The sequence below is a fragment of the Brucella pecoris genome (assembly GCF_006376675.1).
In the GTDB taxonomy this organism is placed as follows: domain Bacteria; phylum Pseudomonadota; class Alphaproteobacteria; order Rhizobiales; family Rhizobiaceae; genus Brucella; species Brucella pecoris.
Genome location: NZ_VEWK01000002.1, coordinates 312,486 through 327,196, shown reverse-complemented (window position 1 = coordinate 327,196; position 14,711 = coordinate 312,486). Strand labels below are relative to the sequence as shown.

Sequence of the window (14,711 nt, the reverse complement as noted above, 5' to 3'; positions counted from 1 at the left end):
TTGTCGAAACAGCATTACTGATTGATTTCGGGTTCGACCAGCTTCTTCAGCTTTTCCAGACATTCTTGCCAGCCGAGATAGCAAGCCTCGGTTGGAATTATATCGGGCACGCCCTGCTGCTCGATGTTGATTTCCGTTCCGACCGAAACCGTTTTCAGGGTTATCGTGACTTTCATCTCGCCCGGCAGGTTCGGATCGTCGAAACTATCCGTATAAACCAGACGTTCTCCCGGCACGAGTTCAACATATTTGCCGCCGAAAGAATGGCTGTGGCCGGTCGTGAAATTCCGGAACGACATTCTGTGCTTGCCGCCCACCTTTGCATCCAGTTCGTGGACGGTGCAGGTGAAGCCATATGGCGGCAGCCAGCTTGCTACCGCGTCCGGTTCGACGAATGCCCGGTAAACCTTCTCCGGTTTGGCGGCGAAGACACGGTGCAGGCGAATAGTGCTGGACATGGTTTCCTCCCTTTGTCCGTTTTAAGTTCATTGGGTTTGGATAGGCTGTTTGAAGAGCAGGCTTATATACCGCTGAAGATGGTCGATACTTTCGACCGCGCGAAGCGGATCACCGCTTGCCTTGGCGATGATAAAGGCGCCCTGAATAACCGCCTGGGTATGAACGGCAAGGCTTTCAGCAGTAAACTCACCCGCAACCTGATAGCGCTCCATGGCGGCTGAAATGTCTGGAACCAGCGTGTCCGCATGGCCCGATATGCTGTCCCAACATGCGTCCCGGATCACGGAGTTGGTTTCGTAGACTTCCTGCGCCATGGTGCCGACGAGACAAGTAAAATCGGGCAGGGCGCCTTGAATCAGTTGCCGTCGCAACGCGACATAGGCCTTGATGCGCTCAAGCGGGTCTTCTGGAGCGTGATAGGCGGCATCCGCAAAGAAAGTGCCCGTCATTTCCGACCAGTAATTCGCCGCAGCAACCGCCAGATCTTCCTTACTGGAAAAATGATGAAAAAAAGCGCCTTTCGACAAGGATGCCTTGGTGCAGATGTCATCGACCGTCGTGGCGGCATAGCCTTTGGTTCGAATAACGCTCAAGGCCGCATCAAGCAGATTGGTCCGGGTCAGCGGGTTTTGTTTACGTGCCATAATCTTACTCCCGTAAAACAATACCAACCAGTTGGTATTAAATCAAGAAGCAATTGCAGTTGCTGATAGCTATACGAAGGAGGCTGTCGCCAGATGCGATGTGGATGATTCTTAAAACAGGTTTGGATTCGAGGGTTTGAATGAGTTTGTGGATAAGTTTGATGTCATTGAAAAAGCCCGGAAATCGGGTGTTATGCAGCAAAATCGAAAATTCTTATTCTTTCTTCGTGGCCCTTGCTTGACACTTGTTCGAGAACCCCTTAAACGACCGCTCACACCGGACGGAAACGCCGGTGCGACGCAGCCGCAAGGTTGCTGAGAAATGCGCGGGTGTAGCTCAGTTGGTTAGAGTGCCGGCCTGTCACGCCGGAGGTCGCGGGTTCGAGCCCCGTCACTCGCGCCACTTTCCTCTCAACAAATCAATAGATTGAACGTTGACACGAAAGTGGCGCCCACCGCGTTTTCGTTTCTTTTCAAGCCAGAATTGCTGTTCATGAACGGGCGTTGAGACGTCCTGTGAATGAATTTTGCAATATCGTAATTCTTCCCCAAACACGCGCTTGACACTTGTTCGAGAACCCCTTAAACGACCGCTCACACCGGACGGAAACGCCGGTGCGACGCAGCCGCAAGGTTGCCGAGAAATGCGCGGGTGTAGCTCAGTTGGTTAGAGTGCCGGCCTGTCACGCCGGAGGTCGCGGGTTCGAGCCCCGTCACTCGCGCCACTTTCCTCTCAACAAATCAATAGATTGAACGTTGACACGAAAGTGGCGCCCACCGCGTTATCTTCCCGGACCGCCTCATTAACAAAGAATCGTTATGGAATTGTTGGGTCGCTGCTGCATTGTCAAGCGACACGCCTGTTATTTGGAAAACTGCTTCCAGGACAGATAGGCGACCGATAGAATGATTGCGGCAATGACGAGAAGATCGCCGCTGGCGAGCAGATAATGGCTCATGCGTGACCTCCTTGCGCTGCTTCGGTCGATTATGCCTCCCATGATAACCGGGGCGATTGCGATCTGAAGGCATGGCTTCGCAAAGCTTTCAGCATTTGGACCGGTTCCATTCCAACTTTACCCGCAAATGCGAACGGAATTTTCAGTGTCAGGGCCGTCGGCTCATCGGAGCAGATTAAGTCGGCGGTTTGGCCGATGCATTGCCATGGAGCGAATTTCCTGCTTTCAATCTCGTGGAATCGGATGACAGGAACGGATCGCTGCCACGATGACCCGACACGCTTTTCTTGGTGTGCTTGCAACGTTTTTGATTCTTGCCGGATGTGGCTCGCCCCGCGCCTTGCTGTGGCACGGGCCGCATTCCAGCCCGCAATCGGTGGCCGCAGCCGAAGCGGCCATCGTCAAGCCGGGGAAACCGGCGGCGGTGGTTCCCATCTATGTTGCGACAAGCCGCCAGCGTTCGGATAATTTCTCGCAGCCTTACAATTCAAAACGCTCGGAAGCGTTGAATTTTGCCCAAGTCGATGTCGGTATTCCGGCTGCGCATGTCAAAGGACAGGTCGAGTCGACCGGCTACAAGCCTGATCCCGCCAAAAATTTCGCTGCCACGGCATTCCAGCCTTACGACAATGCAGAGCAGTTTCTCGCACAATTGAATGCCGCGCTGGCGAAGCAGGGACCGAAGGACAAGGAAATCCTGATCTTCGTGCATGGCTACAACAATAATTTTGCCGACAGCACATTTCGTCTGGCGCAATTCGTCCATGATTACAAGATGAAGTCGGTCGCGATCGAATATGCCTGGCCGTCGGGCGGCGATCTGGGTCTTTATGTTTATGATCGCGATAGCGCGGACTTCGCACGGGACGGTCTGGCGCGCTTGCTGGAGCTTGTGGCCCGCAGCAATGCCGAACGTATCGTCCTATTAGGGCACTCCATGGGCAGCTTCGTTACCATGGAAGCCTTGAGAACCTTGTCCCTGCGCGGCGAAAAGAATGTTCTGCACCGCATCAGTGCGCTGTTGCTTGCGGCGCCGGACATCGATCTCGACGTCTTTGAAAAGCAGGTCAGGGATATTGATCCAATGCCGCGTCCAACGGCGGTTATGACATCGCGCAGTGATCGTGCGCTTGGTGTGTCATCCTTCATCACCGGCGGTCATGCGCGGGTAGGGGACGGAACCAGTATTCCGACACTCCAGAAATATGGGATCACGGTGATCGACGCGACTGATTTGGATGGTGGTGCACATAATGTCTTTGCCTCATCGCCGTCGCTTATGGCTCTGGTCAGCGATGGCAGTCTTTCGCTGGGAGCCTTGAACGGGCGGGAAAGCCAGACGACCGGCCAGGCTGTGCTCGCAGATGGCGCGTCTGCGATCAAGGGGGCTGCATCGCTTGTGTTGTATCTGCCGGGCAGGCTGGTCGGAGCTACGGCTTCAGCTGCTCCATGAGTTCATTTTTAAGTAAGTGCTGAAACCCCCAACTTTCATTGTGGTGTTGCAGCCAATTGATTCTCCCGGCGATTGCCAAGCGAGGAAGACCGTGCGACTTTTCCTCACGAAATTATGATCTTTTCATGTTATACGGGTTTTCAGTGGGATAAGCGGGCTTCATGCCATGGCTTGTTAAGCATCTTGGCTCGTCTTTGCCCAATAGATCGTGTCGGAGGGGTTGCGCTTGCGTACGCGCTGCGATAACCGTCCCGGCGAAAAGCGCTTAGTTCGCACGGCATGCCTTTTGAAGCTGCTTGGGGCGACGAGGTTGCAACAGATGCAATGTGTCGCATGGTCGTCAGCTCCAAAAAGCTTATGACAGGCGGCGCAGCCTCGTATTCAAGCCGGATAAAGGACCATGAACGAGCTTTTAAGTTCCTACCTGCCGATCGTCATCTTTCTCGGCATTGCGATGGTAATTGGTGTAGCCCTTCTGGTTGCGCCGTTTCTTGTCGCCTACAGACAGCCCGACCCCGAAAAGCTTTCAGCTTACGAGTGCGGCTTCAATGCCTTCGATGACGCCCGTATGAAGTTCGACATCCGTTTCTATCTGGTGTCGATTCTCTTCATCATCTTTGACCTGGAAGTCGCCTTCCTTTTCCCATGGGCTGTGTCCTTTGGTGAAATCGGCTGGTTCGGCTTTGCGTCGATGATGGTGTTCCTTGGCGTTCTGACCATCGGCTTCATTTATGAGTGGAAGAAGGGAGCGCTGGAATGGGATTGACCACAGCCAACACAACGCTCGTGGCTCCGCAGCCGAAGGGCATTCTTGACCCGCGCACGGGCAAGCCTGTCGGTTCCGACGATGTATTCTTCAATGATCTGAACAGCGAGCTTTCCGACAAGGGATTCATCGTCACGTCCGCTGACGCTCTGATCACCTGGGCGCGCACCGGTTCGCTGATGTGGATGACCTTCGGTCTCGCATGCTGCGCCGTGGAAATGATGCATATTTCCATGCCGCGCTACGACGCTGAGCGTTTCGGTATTGCTCCGCGTGCATCACCGCGTCAGTCCGACGTGATGATCGTTGCAGGCACGCTGACCAACAAGATGGCACCCGCTCTGCGCAAGGTCTACGACCAGATGCCTGAGCCGCGTTACGTTATCTCGATGGGTTCCTGCGCCAATGGTGGCGGCTACTACCACTATTCCTATTCGGTGGTGCGTGGCTGCGATCGCGTGGTCCCGGTCGACATCTATGTTCCGGGTTGCCCGCCAACCGCTGAAGCCCTGCTTTACGGCATTCTTATGCTGCAAAAGAAAATCCGTCGCACGGGTACGATTGAGCGCTGATCCGGTCATCGACCGGTTCGTGCAAAACAGTTTTGTTAGGGTTCGACTGCCTGCCATCCCCGCAAGGGGCTCCCAAGGGCAAGCGTAGTGTGGGTTCTAGAGCATGTCTCCCGAAAGTGGGAACCGGTTTCGGGATAAAGACATGCGTAAAAACAAACAGTTAGAGTGCCGATCTGATTCAATCAGATCGAAACGCGCTCTAAAGAAGGAAGTTAGGCAAATGAGCGAAGAAGCTCTCGGTGAACTTTCCGGCTACATCAAGGAACGCCTCGGCGACGCGATCGAAGAGGCGAAGCTTGCCTATGGCGAGCTGACGCTTTCGGTTCCGGCTGCGAGCATTATCAGTGTTCTGACTTTCCTACGTGACGATGTGCAGTGCCAGTTCGTCAACCTGACGGATATTTCGGGCGTCGACTATCCGCAGCGCGCCGAGCGCTTCGATGTTGTCTACCAGCTCATGTCTCCACGTCAGAACCAGCGCATCCGCATCAAGGTTCAGGCTGATGAAGACACGCTGGTGCCTTCTGCTGTTTCAGTTTTCGTCGGCGCCGAATGGTATGAGCGCGAGGCCTACGACATGTATGGCATTCTGTTCTCAGGTCATCCGGACTTGCGCCGCATCCTGACCGACTACGGTTTCGAAGGCCATCCGCTGCGCAAGGACTTCCCGCTTACCGGTTTCGTCGAGGTTCGTTACAACGACGAGCTGAAGCGTGTCGTTTACGAGCCTGTGCAGCTCCGTCAGGAATTCCGCAACTTCGACTTCCTCTCGCCGTGGGAAGGAACGGACTACGTTCTGCCGGGCGATGAGAAAGCCAAGGCGAACTGAGGACAGACTCATGGGCGCAGGCGAAAGATTGAACGGTCAATGTCTTTGCGGAGAGGTGAAATTCACCGCTTCTCCGGTGAAGATGGAAATGGATGTCTGCCATTGCAGCATGTGTCGGCGTTGGTCCGGTGGTGCTTTCATGGCAGTCAATTGCGGCAACTCCGTCGAGATCGAAAACGAAGCAGCTCTGGCGACCTTTTCTTCCTCGGAGTGGGGTGAGCGCCGCTTTTGTTCGAAGTGCGGTTCGTCGCTGTTTTGGCGCGGTGTCCACTATGGAATGACAGTCGTTTCGATGCAGGCTTTCGCCGAGCCGGAGCGGTTCCATTTCGCCGAAGAAATCTTCATCGATAACAAGCCTGCGAATTACGATTTTGCCAATGACACCCACCGGATGACCGGCGAGGAGTTCTTGGCGGCTCTTGCAGCCAAACAGGAAGCTGAACATGGCTGAGACTCAGGTCCGCAATTTTAATATCAACTTCGGTCCGCAGCACCCTGCCGCGCACGGCGTGCTGCGTCTGGTGCTGGAGCTCGACGGTGAAGTCGTCGAACGCGTCGATCCGCATATCGGTCTGCTGCATCGCGGCACCGAAAAGCTGATGGAAGCCAAGACCTATCTTCAGGCTCTGCCTTATCTTGATCGCCTCGACTATGTGGCGCCGATGAATCAGGAGCACGCCTATGCGCTCGCCGTCGAACGCCTTCTGGGCATCGATGTGCCGAAGCGCGGCCAGCTCATCCGCGTTCTTTATTCGGAAATCGGTCGTATCCTGAACCATCTTCTCAACGTGACCACGCAAGCCATGGACGTTGGCGCGCTGACGCCGCCGCTCTGGGGCTTCGAAGAGCGCGAAAAGCTGATGGTGTTCTACGAACGCGCTTGTGGCGCGCGTATGCACGCAGCTTATTTCCGTCCGGGCGGCGTCCATCAGGACCTGCCGGATCAGCTCGTTGAAGACATCGGCAAATGGATCGATCCGTTCTTCACGACGCTCAACAACCTTGATGACCTCATTACGCCGAACCGTATTTTCAAGCAGCGTAACGTCGATATCGGCGTCGTGTCGCTCGAAGATGCTTGGGCGTGGGGCTTCTCGGGCGTCATGGTTCGCGGTTCGGGCGCCGCATGGGATCTGCGCAAGTCGCAGCCTTACGAGTGCTACAACGAGATGGAATTCGACATTCCGATCGGCAAGAACGGCGACTGCTATGACCGCTACCTGATCCGCATGGAAGAAATGCGCCAGTCGGCGCGCATCATGCGCCAGTGCGTTGATCTTCTGCTCGGGAAGGAACGCGTCGGTCCGGTCTCCAATACCGACAACAAAATCGTGCCGCCGAAGCGCGGCGAGATGAAGCGCTCGATGGAAGCGCTTATCCATCACTTCAAGCTTTACACGGAAGGCTACCATGTGCCTGCCGGTGAGGTTTACGCAGCAGTCGAAGCGCCGAAGGGCGAATTTGGCGTCTTCCTCGTTTCGGACGGCTCCAACAAGCCTTATCGCTGCAAGCTGCGCGCTCCGGGCTTTGCCCATCTTCAAGCCATGGATTTCCTGTGCCGCGGCCATATGCTGGCCGACGTGTCGGCAATTCTTGGCTCGCTCGATATCGTGTTTGGTGAGGTTGACCGCTGATGTCCGTTCGCCGTCTCGCAGATGATGCCGTCCAGCCAGCCGCTTTCGCGTTCAGCGCGGAAAATCAGGCTTGGGCGCACAAGACGATCGCAAAATTCCCCGAAGGCCGTCAGCAGTCGGCTGTTATTCCGTTGCTCATGCGTGCGCAGGAGCAGGATGGTTGGGTCACGAAAGCTGCCATTGAACATGTTGCAGCCATGCTCGACATGCCGCTGATCCGCGTTCTGGAAGTCGCGACTTTCTATACGCAGTTCCAGCTCAAGCCAGTCGGCACGCGCGCTCATATCCAGGTTTGCGGCACCACGCCATGCATGCTGCGTGGCTCGGAAGCGCTGATGGATGTCTGCCGTCACAAGATCAACCACGATCCGTTCGAGCTCAATGCCGACGGAACGTTGTCGTGGGAAGAAGTGGAATGCCAGGGCGCTTGCGCCAACGCACCGATGGTCATGATCTTCAAGGACGCCTATGAAGACCTGTCGCCGGAACGTCTTGCCGAGATCATCGACGCTTTCGAAGCTGGCAAGGGCGATACCATCAAGCCGGGCCCGCAGATCGACCGCGTGACGTCTGAGCCGCTGAACGGCCTGACCGCTCTGACCGAAGATCTCGACTACAAGAAAGTCGGTCTTGAAACCCGCAAGGCATCCGATGCCGCCGCAGCCAAGGCGAAGGCCGAAGCCGAGGAGAAGGCAAAGGCGGAAGCCGCTGCGAAAGCTGCCGAGGAAGCGAAGAACGTCGCTCCGTCCAATGCTGCAAAACCGGTGACCAACGCACCTGAAACCGATCCGGCGCTCAAGACGCCTTCGGACGTCAAGGTATCGGCCGCAGCCGAAAAAGCAGCATCTGTCGATGCCAAGCAGAACTTCAAGCTTGACGACAAGAACCGTCCGGTTGCCGTGGAGCGCCCGGAAGCTGTTGACGATTTGAAGCTGATTTCGGGCGTCGGTCCGAAGATCGAGGAAACCCTGCATGAGCTGGGTATCTTCACCTTCAAGCAGGTGGCTTCCTGGAAGAAGGCCGAGCGCGAATGGGTCGACGGTTATCTGAGCTTCCACGGTCGCATTGATCGCGAAGACTGGGTAAAGCAGGCTAAGGCTTTGGCCAAGGGCGGCGTCGAGGAATACGTCAAGGTATTCGGAAAGAAGCCGGTATGATGACTTCGATATTGGCAAACACGAACGGAAACAGGTGAGACATGCTGGCTGATAAAGATCGCATCTTCACCAATATTTACGGCTTCAAGGATCAGTCCCTGAAGGGTGCCATGGCGCGCGGCCATTGGGACAACACCAAGGGCCTGATCGAAAAGGGCCGTGACTGGATCATCGACGAGATGAAGGCGTCGGGCCTGCGTGGCCGTGGCGGCGCTGGCTTCCCGACGGGTCTCAAGTGGTCGTTCATGCCCAAGCAGAGCGACGGTCGCCCGCATTATCTGGTCGTCAACGCCGACGAATCCGAACCGGGCACCTGCAAGGACCGCGAAATTCTGCGCCACGATCCGCATACGCTGATCGAAGGCTGCGTGATCGCCGGTTGCGCCATGGGCGCACACACCGCCTATATTTATATTCGCGGCGAGTTCATGCGTGAGCGTGAAGCCCTGCAGGCAGCAATCGACGAGTGCTACGAAGCCGGTCTGCTGGGCAAGGGCAACAAATGCGGCTGGGATATGGATGTTCTCGTATCCCACGGAGCCGGTGCTTACATCTGCGGTGAAGAAACGGCTCTGCTTGAAAGCCTTGAAGGCAAGAAGGGCCAGCCGCGTCTTAAGCCTCCATTCCCTGCAAATATGGGCCTTTATGGTTGCCCGACGACCGTGAACAATGTGGAATCGATTGCGGTTGCACCGACGATCCTGCGTCGTGGCGCAGCATGGTTTTCGTCCATCGGACGCCCGAACAATGTCGGCACCAAGCTGTTCCAGGTTTCAGGCCATGTGAACACGCCATGCGTTGTGGAAGAAGGGCTCGGCATTCCGTTCCGCGAACTGATCGAAAAGCACGCAGGCGGCATTCGCGGCGGCTGGGACAATCTGCTGGCCGTTATCCCCGGCGGCGCATCGTGCCCGGTCATCAAGGGCGAGGACATGATGGATGCCATCATGGACTTTGATGGCATGCGCGACAAGAAATCGTCGTTCGGCACCGGCGGCCTGATCGTCATGGACAAGTCCACCGACATCATCAAGGCGATTGCCCGTCTGGCAGCGTTCTTCAAGCATGAGAGCTGCGGCCAGTGCACGCCGTGCCGCGAAGGCACCGGCTGGATGTGGCGCGTGATGGAACGCATGGTCAAGGGCAATGCGCAGAAGCGTGAAATCGACATGCTGTTCGATGTGACCAAGCAGATTGAAGGTCACACGATCTGCGCTCTGGGTGATGCTGCTGCATGGCCAATTCAGGGCCTGATCCGCAATTTCCGTCCGGAAATTGAAAAGCGCATTGACGATTATACCCGCAACGCCGTTCAGAGCCGCAATATCCGTCTGGAAGCAGCGGAATAAGGCTTAACGAGTTGTGTGAGCCTGCCCGACAGGGCATGGCCCCGAAAAGTGCCTAGCGGTTTTCGGAAAAGGCCATGCCAATACAAGGGCAGGCGCAAGAGTTTGAGATCTGGAAAATGCGGCTTAAGCCGCAGGTTTGGATAAACGATGGCAAAGATCAAGGTTGACGGCACAGAGATCGAAGTACCCGATCACTATACGCTCCTTCAGGCTGCCGAAGCCGCGGGCGCGGAAGTGCCGCGTTTCTGTTTCCACGAGCGGCTTTCCATCGCCGGAAACTGCCGTATGTGTCTGGTTGAAGTAAAGGGCGGACCGCCGAAGCCGGCGGCATCCTGCGCTATGGGCGTGCGCGATCTGCGTCCCGGCCCGAATGGCGAAGCGCCTGAAATCTTCACCAACACGCCGATGGTCAAGAAGGCCCGTGAAGGCGTGATGGAATTCCTGCTCATCAACCACCCGCTGGATTGCCCGATCTGCGATCAGGGCGGCGAGTGCGATCTGCAGGATCAGGCAATGGCTTTTGGCACCGACGGTTCGCGCTATCGCGAGAACAAGCGTGCGGTTGAAAACAAATATATCGGACCTCTCGTGAAGACTGTGATGACGCGCTGCATTCACTGCACGCGTTGCGTCCGCTTCACGACGGAAGTTGCAGGTATTTCGGAACTCGGCCTCATTGGCCGTGGCGAAGACGCCGAGATCACCACCTATCTCGAACGCGCCATGACGTCGGAACTGCAGGGCAATGTCATCGATCTTTGCCCGGTTGGTGCTCTGACCTCGCGTCCTTATGCCTTCCAGGCGCGTCCGTGGGAATTGAACAAGACTGAAACCATCGACGTGATGGATGCGGTCGGTTCGAACATCCGCGTTGACACCCGTGGCCGCGAAGTGATGCGCGTCATGCCGCGCGTCAACGAAGCGGTGAACGAAGAGTGGATTTCCGACAAGACCCGCTTCATCTGGGATGGCCTGCGCACCCAGCGCCTCGACCGCCCATATGTTCGCAAGGATGGCCGTCTGGTCGCCGCAACCTGGCCGGAAGCTTTCGCTGCTATTGCTGCCAAGGTCTCCGCAACGTCGGCTGAAAAGATCGGCGCTGTTGCAGGCGATCTGGCTTCGGTTGAAGAAATCTATGCGCTGAAGGGCCTGATGGCTTCGCTCGGCACTGCCAATATCGACAGCCGCCAGGATGGCGCCGCTCTCGACCCTGCTCTGGGCCGCGCAACCTATCTCTTCAACTCAACGATTGAAGGCATTGAAAACGCTGATGCTTTGCTCATCATCGGTTCCAATCCTCGCGTTGAAGCTGCTGTTCTGAACGCACGCATCCGCAAGCGTCAGCGCATGGGTCATTTCCCGGTCGCCCTGATCGGCGAACAGGCTGAACTGCGTTACGACTATGAATATCTGGGTGCTGGCGCTGAAACGCTGGCTGCAGTTGCTGCTGGCAAGAACGCTTTCCGCGACGTGCTGACCAAGGCTGAACGTCCGCTGATCATCATCGGTCAGGGCGCGCTCACCGGCGAAAACGGCCGTGCTGTTCTGTCGACCGCCGCCAAGCTCGCTCAGGACGTCGGTGCGATCAAGGACAAGTGGAACGGCTTCTCCGTTCTGCACACTGCCGCTTCGCGCGTTGGCGCTCTGGACCTCGGCTTTGTGCCGGGTGAGGGCGGCAAGGTGGCTCGCGACATGCTGGGCAATCTGGACGTCGTGTTCCTGCTCGGTGCAGACGAACTCGACATGACCAAAAAGGGTTCGAGCTTCGTCGTTTACATCGGCACGCACGGCGATGCCGGTGCACATGCCGCCGACGTGATCCTGCCGGGCGCAGCCTACACGGAAAAGTCGGGCACCTGGCTCAACACCGAAGGTCGCGTGCAGCTTGGCAGCCGCGCCGGTTTCGCACCGGGCGAAGCGAAGGAAGACTGGGCAATCCTGCGCGCTCTTTCCGACGCTTTGGCCAAGCGCCTGCCGTTCGATTCGCTGCAGCAGCTTCGCGCCAGGCTCTATACGGACTATCCGCATATGCTGGTCATCGACACCATCACACCTGCTTCCGCTGACGATCTTGTCGCGCTGGCAGGCAAGGCTCCAAATGGGGCTTCCAACCTGGGCAAAGATGCATTTGTCTCCCCGGTCAAGGACTTCTACCTGACGAACCCAATAGCGCGCGCTTCCGCCGTCATGGCCGAATGCTCGGCGCTCGCGGCTGGTGGCTTCCAGCAGGCTGCCGAGTAAGCGAGAGAGAGACGGAACAATGGAAGGAATTTTTGCAGCTTACGTCTTGCCCGCGCTCATCATAGCGCTGAAGTCGGTCGTTCTGCTCGTCGTATTGTTGATCGTCGTCGCTTACCTGCTTTACGCAGATCGCAAGATCTGGGCAGCAGTGCAGCTTCGTCGCGGTCCGAACGTTGTCGGTCCCTGGGGTCTGTTCCAGGCTTTTGCCGACTTGTTGAAGTTCGTCTTCAAGGAACCGATCATTCCGTCTGGCGCAAACAAGGGGGTCTTCCTCCTTGCGCCTTTCGTTTCCGCCGTTCTTGCAATGGCAACCTGGGCGGTCATCCCGGTCAGTGAAGGCTGGGCCATCGCCAACATCAATGTCGGCATTCTCTATATCTTCGCCATTTCTTCGCTTGAAGTTTACGGCGTGATCATGGGTGGCTGGGCATCGAACTCGAAGTATCCGTTCCTCGGCGCGCTTCGCTCCGCTGCACAGATGGTTTCGTACGAAGTTTCCATCGGCTTCGTGATCGTTACGGTTCTGCTGACGGTTGGCTCGCTCAACCTGACCGACATCGTGCTTTCGCAGAATACCGGTCTCGGCACCATGCTTGGCCTGCCGGCATCGTTCCTCGACTGGAACTGGCTCTGCTTGTTCCCGATGTTCGTGATCTTCTTCATTTCGGCCCTTGCTGAAACGAACCGTCCTCCTTTCGACCTTGTGGAAGCTGAATCCGAACTCGTGGCCGGTCATATGATCGAATACTCGTCCACGCCGTTCCTTCTGTTCTTCCTCGGCGAATATGTGGCGATCACGCTGATGTGCGCCCTGATGACCACGCTCTTCCTTGGCGGCTGGCTGCCTCCGGTCGACGTTTGGTTCCTCAACTGGGTTCCGGGCATCATCTGGTTCATGCTGAAGCTCTGCTTCTGCTTCTTCCTCTTCGCAATGGTGAAGGCTTTCGTCCCGCGTTATCGCTACGACCAACTGATGCGCCTTGGCTGGAAAGTGTTCCTGCCGATCTCGCTCTTCATGGTTGTCGCAACCGCGACCTTCCTCAAAGTCTTCGGTCTGGCGTAAGGAGTAATAACAATGGCAACATTTGCTCAAGCAGCCAAATCGCTCCTTCTGAAGGAATTCGTTGGCGCATTCTTCCTTTCCATGCGGCAGTTCTTCGCGCCCAAGGCGACGTTGAACTACCCGCATGAAAAAGGCCCGGTTTCGCCCCGCTTTCGTGGTGAGCACGCGCTGCGCCGTTATCCGAACGGTGAAGAACGCTGCATCGCCTGCAAGCTTTGCGAAGCGATCTGCCCGGCACAGGCTATCACCATCGAGGCCGGTCCGCGCCGCAACGACGGCACCCGCCGCACGGTGCGCTACGACATCGATATGGTGAAGTGCATTTATTGCGGCTTCTGCCAGGAAGCATGTCCGGTGGATGCCATCGTCGAAGGTCCGAACTTCGAGTTCGCGACCGAGACACGCGAAGAGCTTTACTACGACAAGGACAAGCTCCTCGCCAACGGTGACCGTTGGGAACGCGAAATCGCGCGTAATATCGCGATGGATGCGCCCTATCGCTGATCGTTTTTTCGATCAGTTCGAGCATCGGATCGAAAATCGGCTTCGGTTTTCGATCACGGTGATGCTTGGACAAGAGTTTATGAATAAAGCGGGCAAAGCAATAGGGCTTTGCTCACGGAAAGGTGTTGGGGGATCCCCATGCTGACAGGTATTGCGGCAGCGTTTTTCTATCTGTTCGCTTTCATCATGATCGCCAGCGCGTTCATGGTGATTGCGGCACGCAACCCCGTGCATTCGGTGCTGTTTCTGATCCTCACATTCTTCAATGCGGCAGCTCTGTTCTTGCTGACGGGGGCCGAGTTCCTCGCCATGATCCTGCTCGTCGTTTACGTCGGCGCAGTGGCGGTGCTCTTCCTCTTCGTCGTCATGATGCTGGATGTGGATTTCTCGGAACTGAAACGCGGTGCGCTGCAATATGCGCCGGTCGGCGCTTTGGTTGGCCTCATCTTGCTCGGCGAACTGATCTTCGTGTTCGCAAGCAACATGTTTGCGCCGAAGCTGGGGCAGGGTGCTGTGCCGATCCCGAATATCGCCGAGCGGAGCAATACCGCTGCTCTGGGCGACATTCTCTACACCGACTTCGTCTTCTATTTCCAGGTTGCTGGTCTCGTCCTTCTGGTCGCGATGATCGGCGCCATCGTTCTGACGCTGCGGCACAAGCCGAATGTCAAGCGCCAGTCCATTCCGACCCAGGTTGCTCGCACGCCCGAAACGGCGATCGAGATCAAGAAGGTCGAAACGGGCAAAGGCATCTGAGGATAAGCATATGGAAATCGGTATCGCCCACTATCTCACCGTTTCGGCCATCCTGTTTACGCTTGGCGTCTTCGGCATCTTTTTGAACCGCAAGAATGTCATCGTTATCCTGATGTCGATCGAATTGATCCTTCTTTCGGTCAATCTCAATTTCGTGGCGTTCTCCAGTCAGCTCGGCGATATGGTCGGGCAGGTCTTCGCCCTTTTCGTTCTGACTGTTGCGGCTGCTGAAGCGGCCATCGGTCTGGCAATTCTCGTTGTTTTCTTCCGTAATCGCGGTTCCATCGCGGTGGAAGACGTCAATGTTATGAAAGGTTGACGGGCA

At 56.5% G+C, this 14,711-nt stretch carries 15 protein-coding genes and 2 tRNA genes; 15 read left to right on the top strand and 2 right to left on the bottom strand.

The features are described 5' to 3' along the window. Positions 1 to 14 precede the first annotated feature (14 nt). Both FIB18_RS04905 and FIB18_RS04900 read right to left on the bottom strand, forming a co-directional pair. On the bottom strand, positions 15 to 458 hold the full coding sequence (locus FIB18_RS04905) for an SRPBCC family protein (RefSeq protein ID WP_140019688.1): 444 nt from the start codon (positions 456 to 458) through the stop codon (positions 15 to 17). A 27-nt stretch (positions 459 to 485) separates the two neighbouring features. Beyond that, entirely contained in the window at positions 486 to 1,103 is a 618-nt protein-coding gene (locus tag FIB18_RS04900) for a TetR/AcrR family transcriptional regulator (RefSeq protein ID WP_140019687.1), read from the bottom strand. Between the two features lie 326 nt (positions 1,104 to 1,429). On the opposite strand from FIB18_RS04900, the gene FIB18_RS04895 reads away from it, so the two are divergent. The 15 genes from FIB18_RS04895 (at position 1,430) to nuoK (ending at position 14,705) form a co-directional block, all read left to right on the top strand. Then, positions 1,430 to 1,506, top strand: a tRNA-Asp gene (locus FIB18_RS04895). 245 nt (positions 1,507 to 1,751) lie between these two features. Then, positions 1,752 to 1,828, top strand: a tRNA-Asp gene (locus FIB18_RS04890). A 502-nt stretch (positions 1,829 to 2,330) separates the two neighbouring features. Further along, the gene (locus FIB18_RS04885; protein ID WP_140019686.1) at positions 2,331 to 3,515 is read left to right on the top strand and encodes an alpha/beta hydrolase; all 1,185 of its coding nucleotides are present in this window, start codon (positions 2,331 to 2,333) and stop codon (positions 3,513 to 3,515) included. Between the two features lie 400 nt (positions 3,516 to 3,915). Continuing rightward, positions 3,916 to 4,281: an NADH-quinone oxidoreductase subunit A gene (locus FIB18_RS04880; protein WP_006466588.1), complete on the top strand. Its 366-nt coding sequence runs from the start codon at positions 3,916 to 3,918 to the stop codon at positions 4,279 to 4,281. Beyond that, positions 4,272 to 4,853, top strand: coding sequence for a NuoB/complex I 20 kDa subunit family protein (locus tag FIB18_RS04875; protein WP_140019685.1), 582 nt, complete (start codon positions 4,272 to 4,274; stop codon positions 4,851 to 4,853). Before FIB18_RS04880 ends, FIB18_RS04875 begins: the two co-directional genes overlap by 10 nt. A 220-nt stretch (positions 4,854 to 5,073) precedes the next feature. Then, positions 5,074 to 5,682 (top strand): NADH-quinone oxidoreductase subunit C, encoded by a 609-nt coding sequence (locus FIB18_RS04870; protein ID WP_140019684.1) that lies wholly within the window; start codon positions 5,074 to 5,076, stop codon positions 5,680 to 5,682. Between the two features lie 10 nt (positions 5,683 to 5,692). Then, positions 5,693 to 6,133: a GFA family protein gene (locus tag FIB18_RS04865; RefSeq protein WP_140019683.1), complete on the top strand. Its 441-nt coding sequence runs from the start codon at positions 5,693 to 5,695 to the stop codon at positions 6,131 to 6,133. Continuing rightward, complete coding sequence (locus FIB18_RS04860) at positions 6,126 to 7,316, top strand: NADH-quinone oxidoreductase subunit D (protein WP_140019682.1); 1,191 nt, start codon at positions 6,126 to 6,128, stop codon at positions 7,314 to 7,316. Before FIB18_RS04865 ends, FIB18_RS04860 begins: the two co-directional genes overlap by 8 nt. Continuing rightward, positions 7,316 to 8,473, top strand: coding sequence for an NADH-quinone oxidoreductase subunit E (locus FIB18_RS04855; protein ID WP_140019681.1), 1,158 nt, complete (start codon positions 7,316 to 7,318; stop codon positions 8,471 to 8,473). Before FIB18_RS04860 ends, FIB18_RS04855 begins: the two co-directional genes overlap by 1 nt. 41 nt (positions 8,474 to 8,514) lie before the next feature. Then, positions 8,515 to 9,822 carry an NADH-quinone oxidoreductase subunit NuoF gene (gene nuoF / locus FIB18_RS04850; RefSeq protein WP_140019680.1) on the top strand — a complete coding sequence of 436 codons (1,308 nt, stop codon included), beginning with the start codon at positions 8,515 to 8,517 and terminating at the stop codon, positions 9,820 to 9,822. A gap of 147 nt (positions 9,823 to 9,969) precedes the next feature. Next, on the top strand, positions 9,970 to 12,063 hold the full coding sequence (gene nuoG / locus FIB18_RS04845) for an NADH-quinone oxidoreductase subunit NuoG (protein WP_140019679.1): 2,094 nt from the start codon (positions 9,970 to 9,972) through the stop codon (positions 12,061 to 12,063). A gap of 19 nt (positions 12,064 to 12,082) precedes the next feature. Further along, a complete protein-coding gene (gene nuoH / locus FIB18_RS04840; RefSeq protein WP_140019678.1) occupies positions 12,083 to 13,126 on the top strand; it encodes an NADH-quinone oxidoreductase subunit NuoH in 1,044 nt (347 codons plus the stop codon). Between the two features lie 12 nt (positions 13,127 to 13,138). Next, entirely contained in the window at positions 13,139 to 13,630 is a 492-nt protein-coding gene (gene nuoI / locus FIB18_RS04835; RefSeq protein ID WP_140019677.1) for an NADH-quinone oxidoreductase subunit NuoI, read from the top strand. 138 nt (positions 13,631 to 13,768) lie between these two features. Next, a complete protein-coding gene (locus FIB18_RS04830) occupies positions 13,769 to 14,386 on the top strand; it encodes an NADH-quinone oxidoreductase subunit J (RefSeq protein WP_012092259.1) in 618 nt (205 codons plus the stop codon). A gap of 10 nt (positions 14,387 to 14,396) precedes the next feature. Next, positions 14,397 to 14,705, top strand: a complete 309-nt coding sequence (gene nuoK, locus FIB18_RS04825; RefSeq protein ID WP_006466598.1) for an NADH-quinone oxidoreductase subunit NuoK — start codon at positions 14,397 to 14,399, stop codon at positions 14,703 to 14,705. Positions 14,706 to 14,711 lie beyond the last annotated feature (6 nt).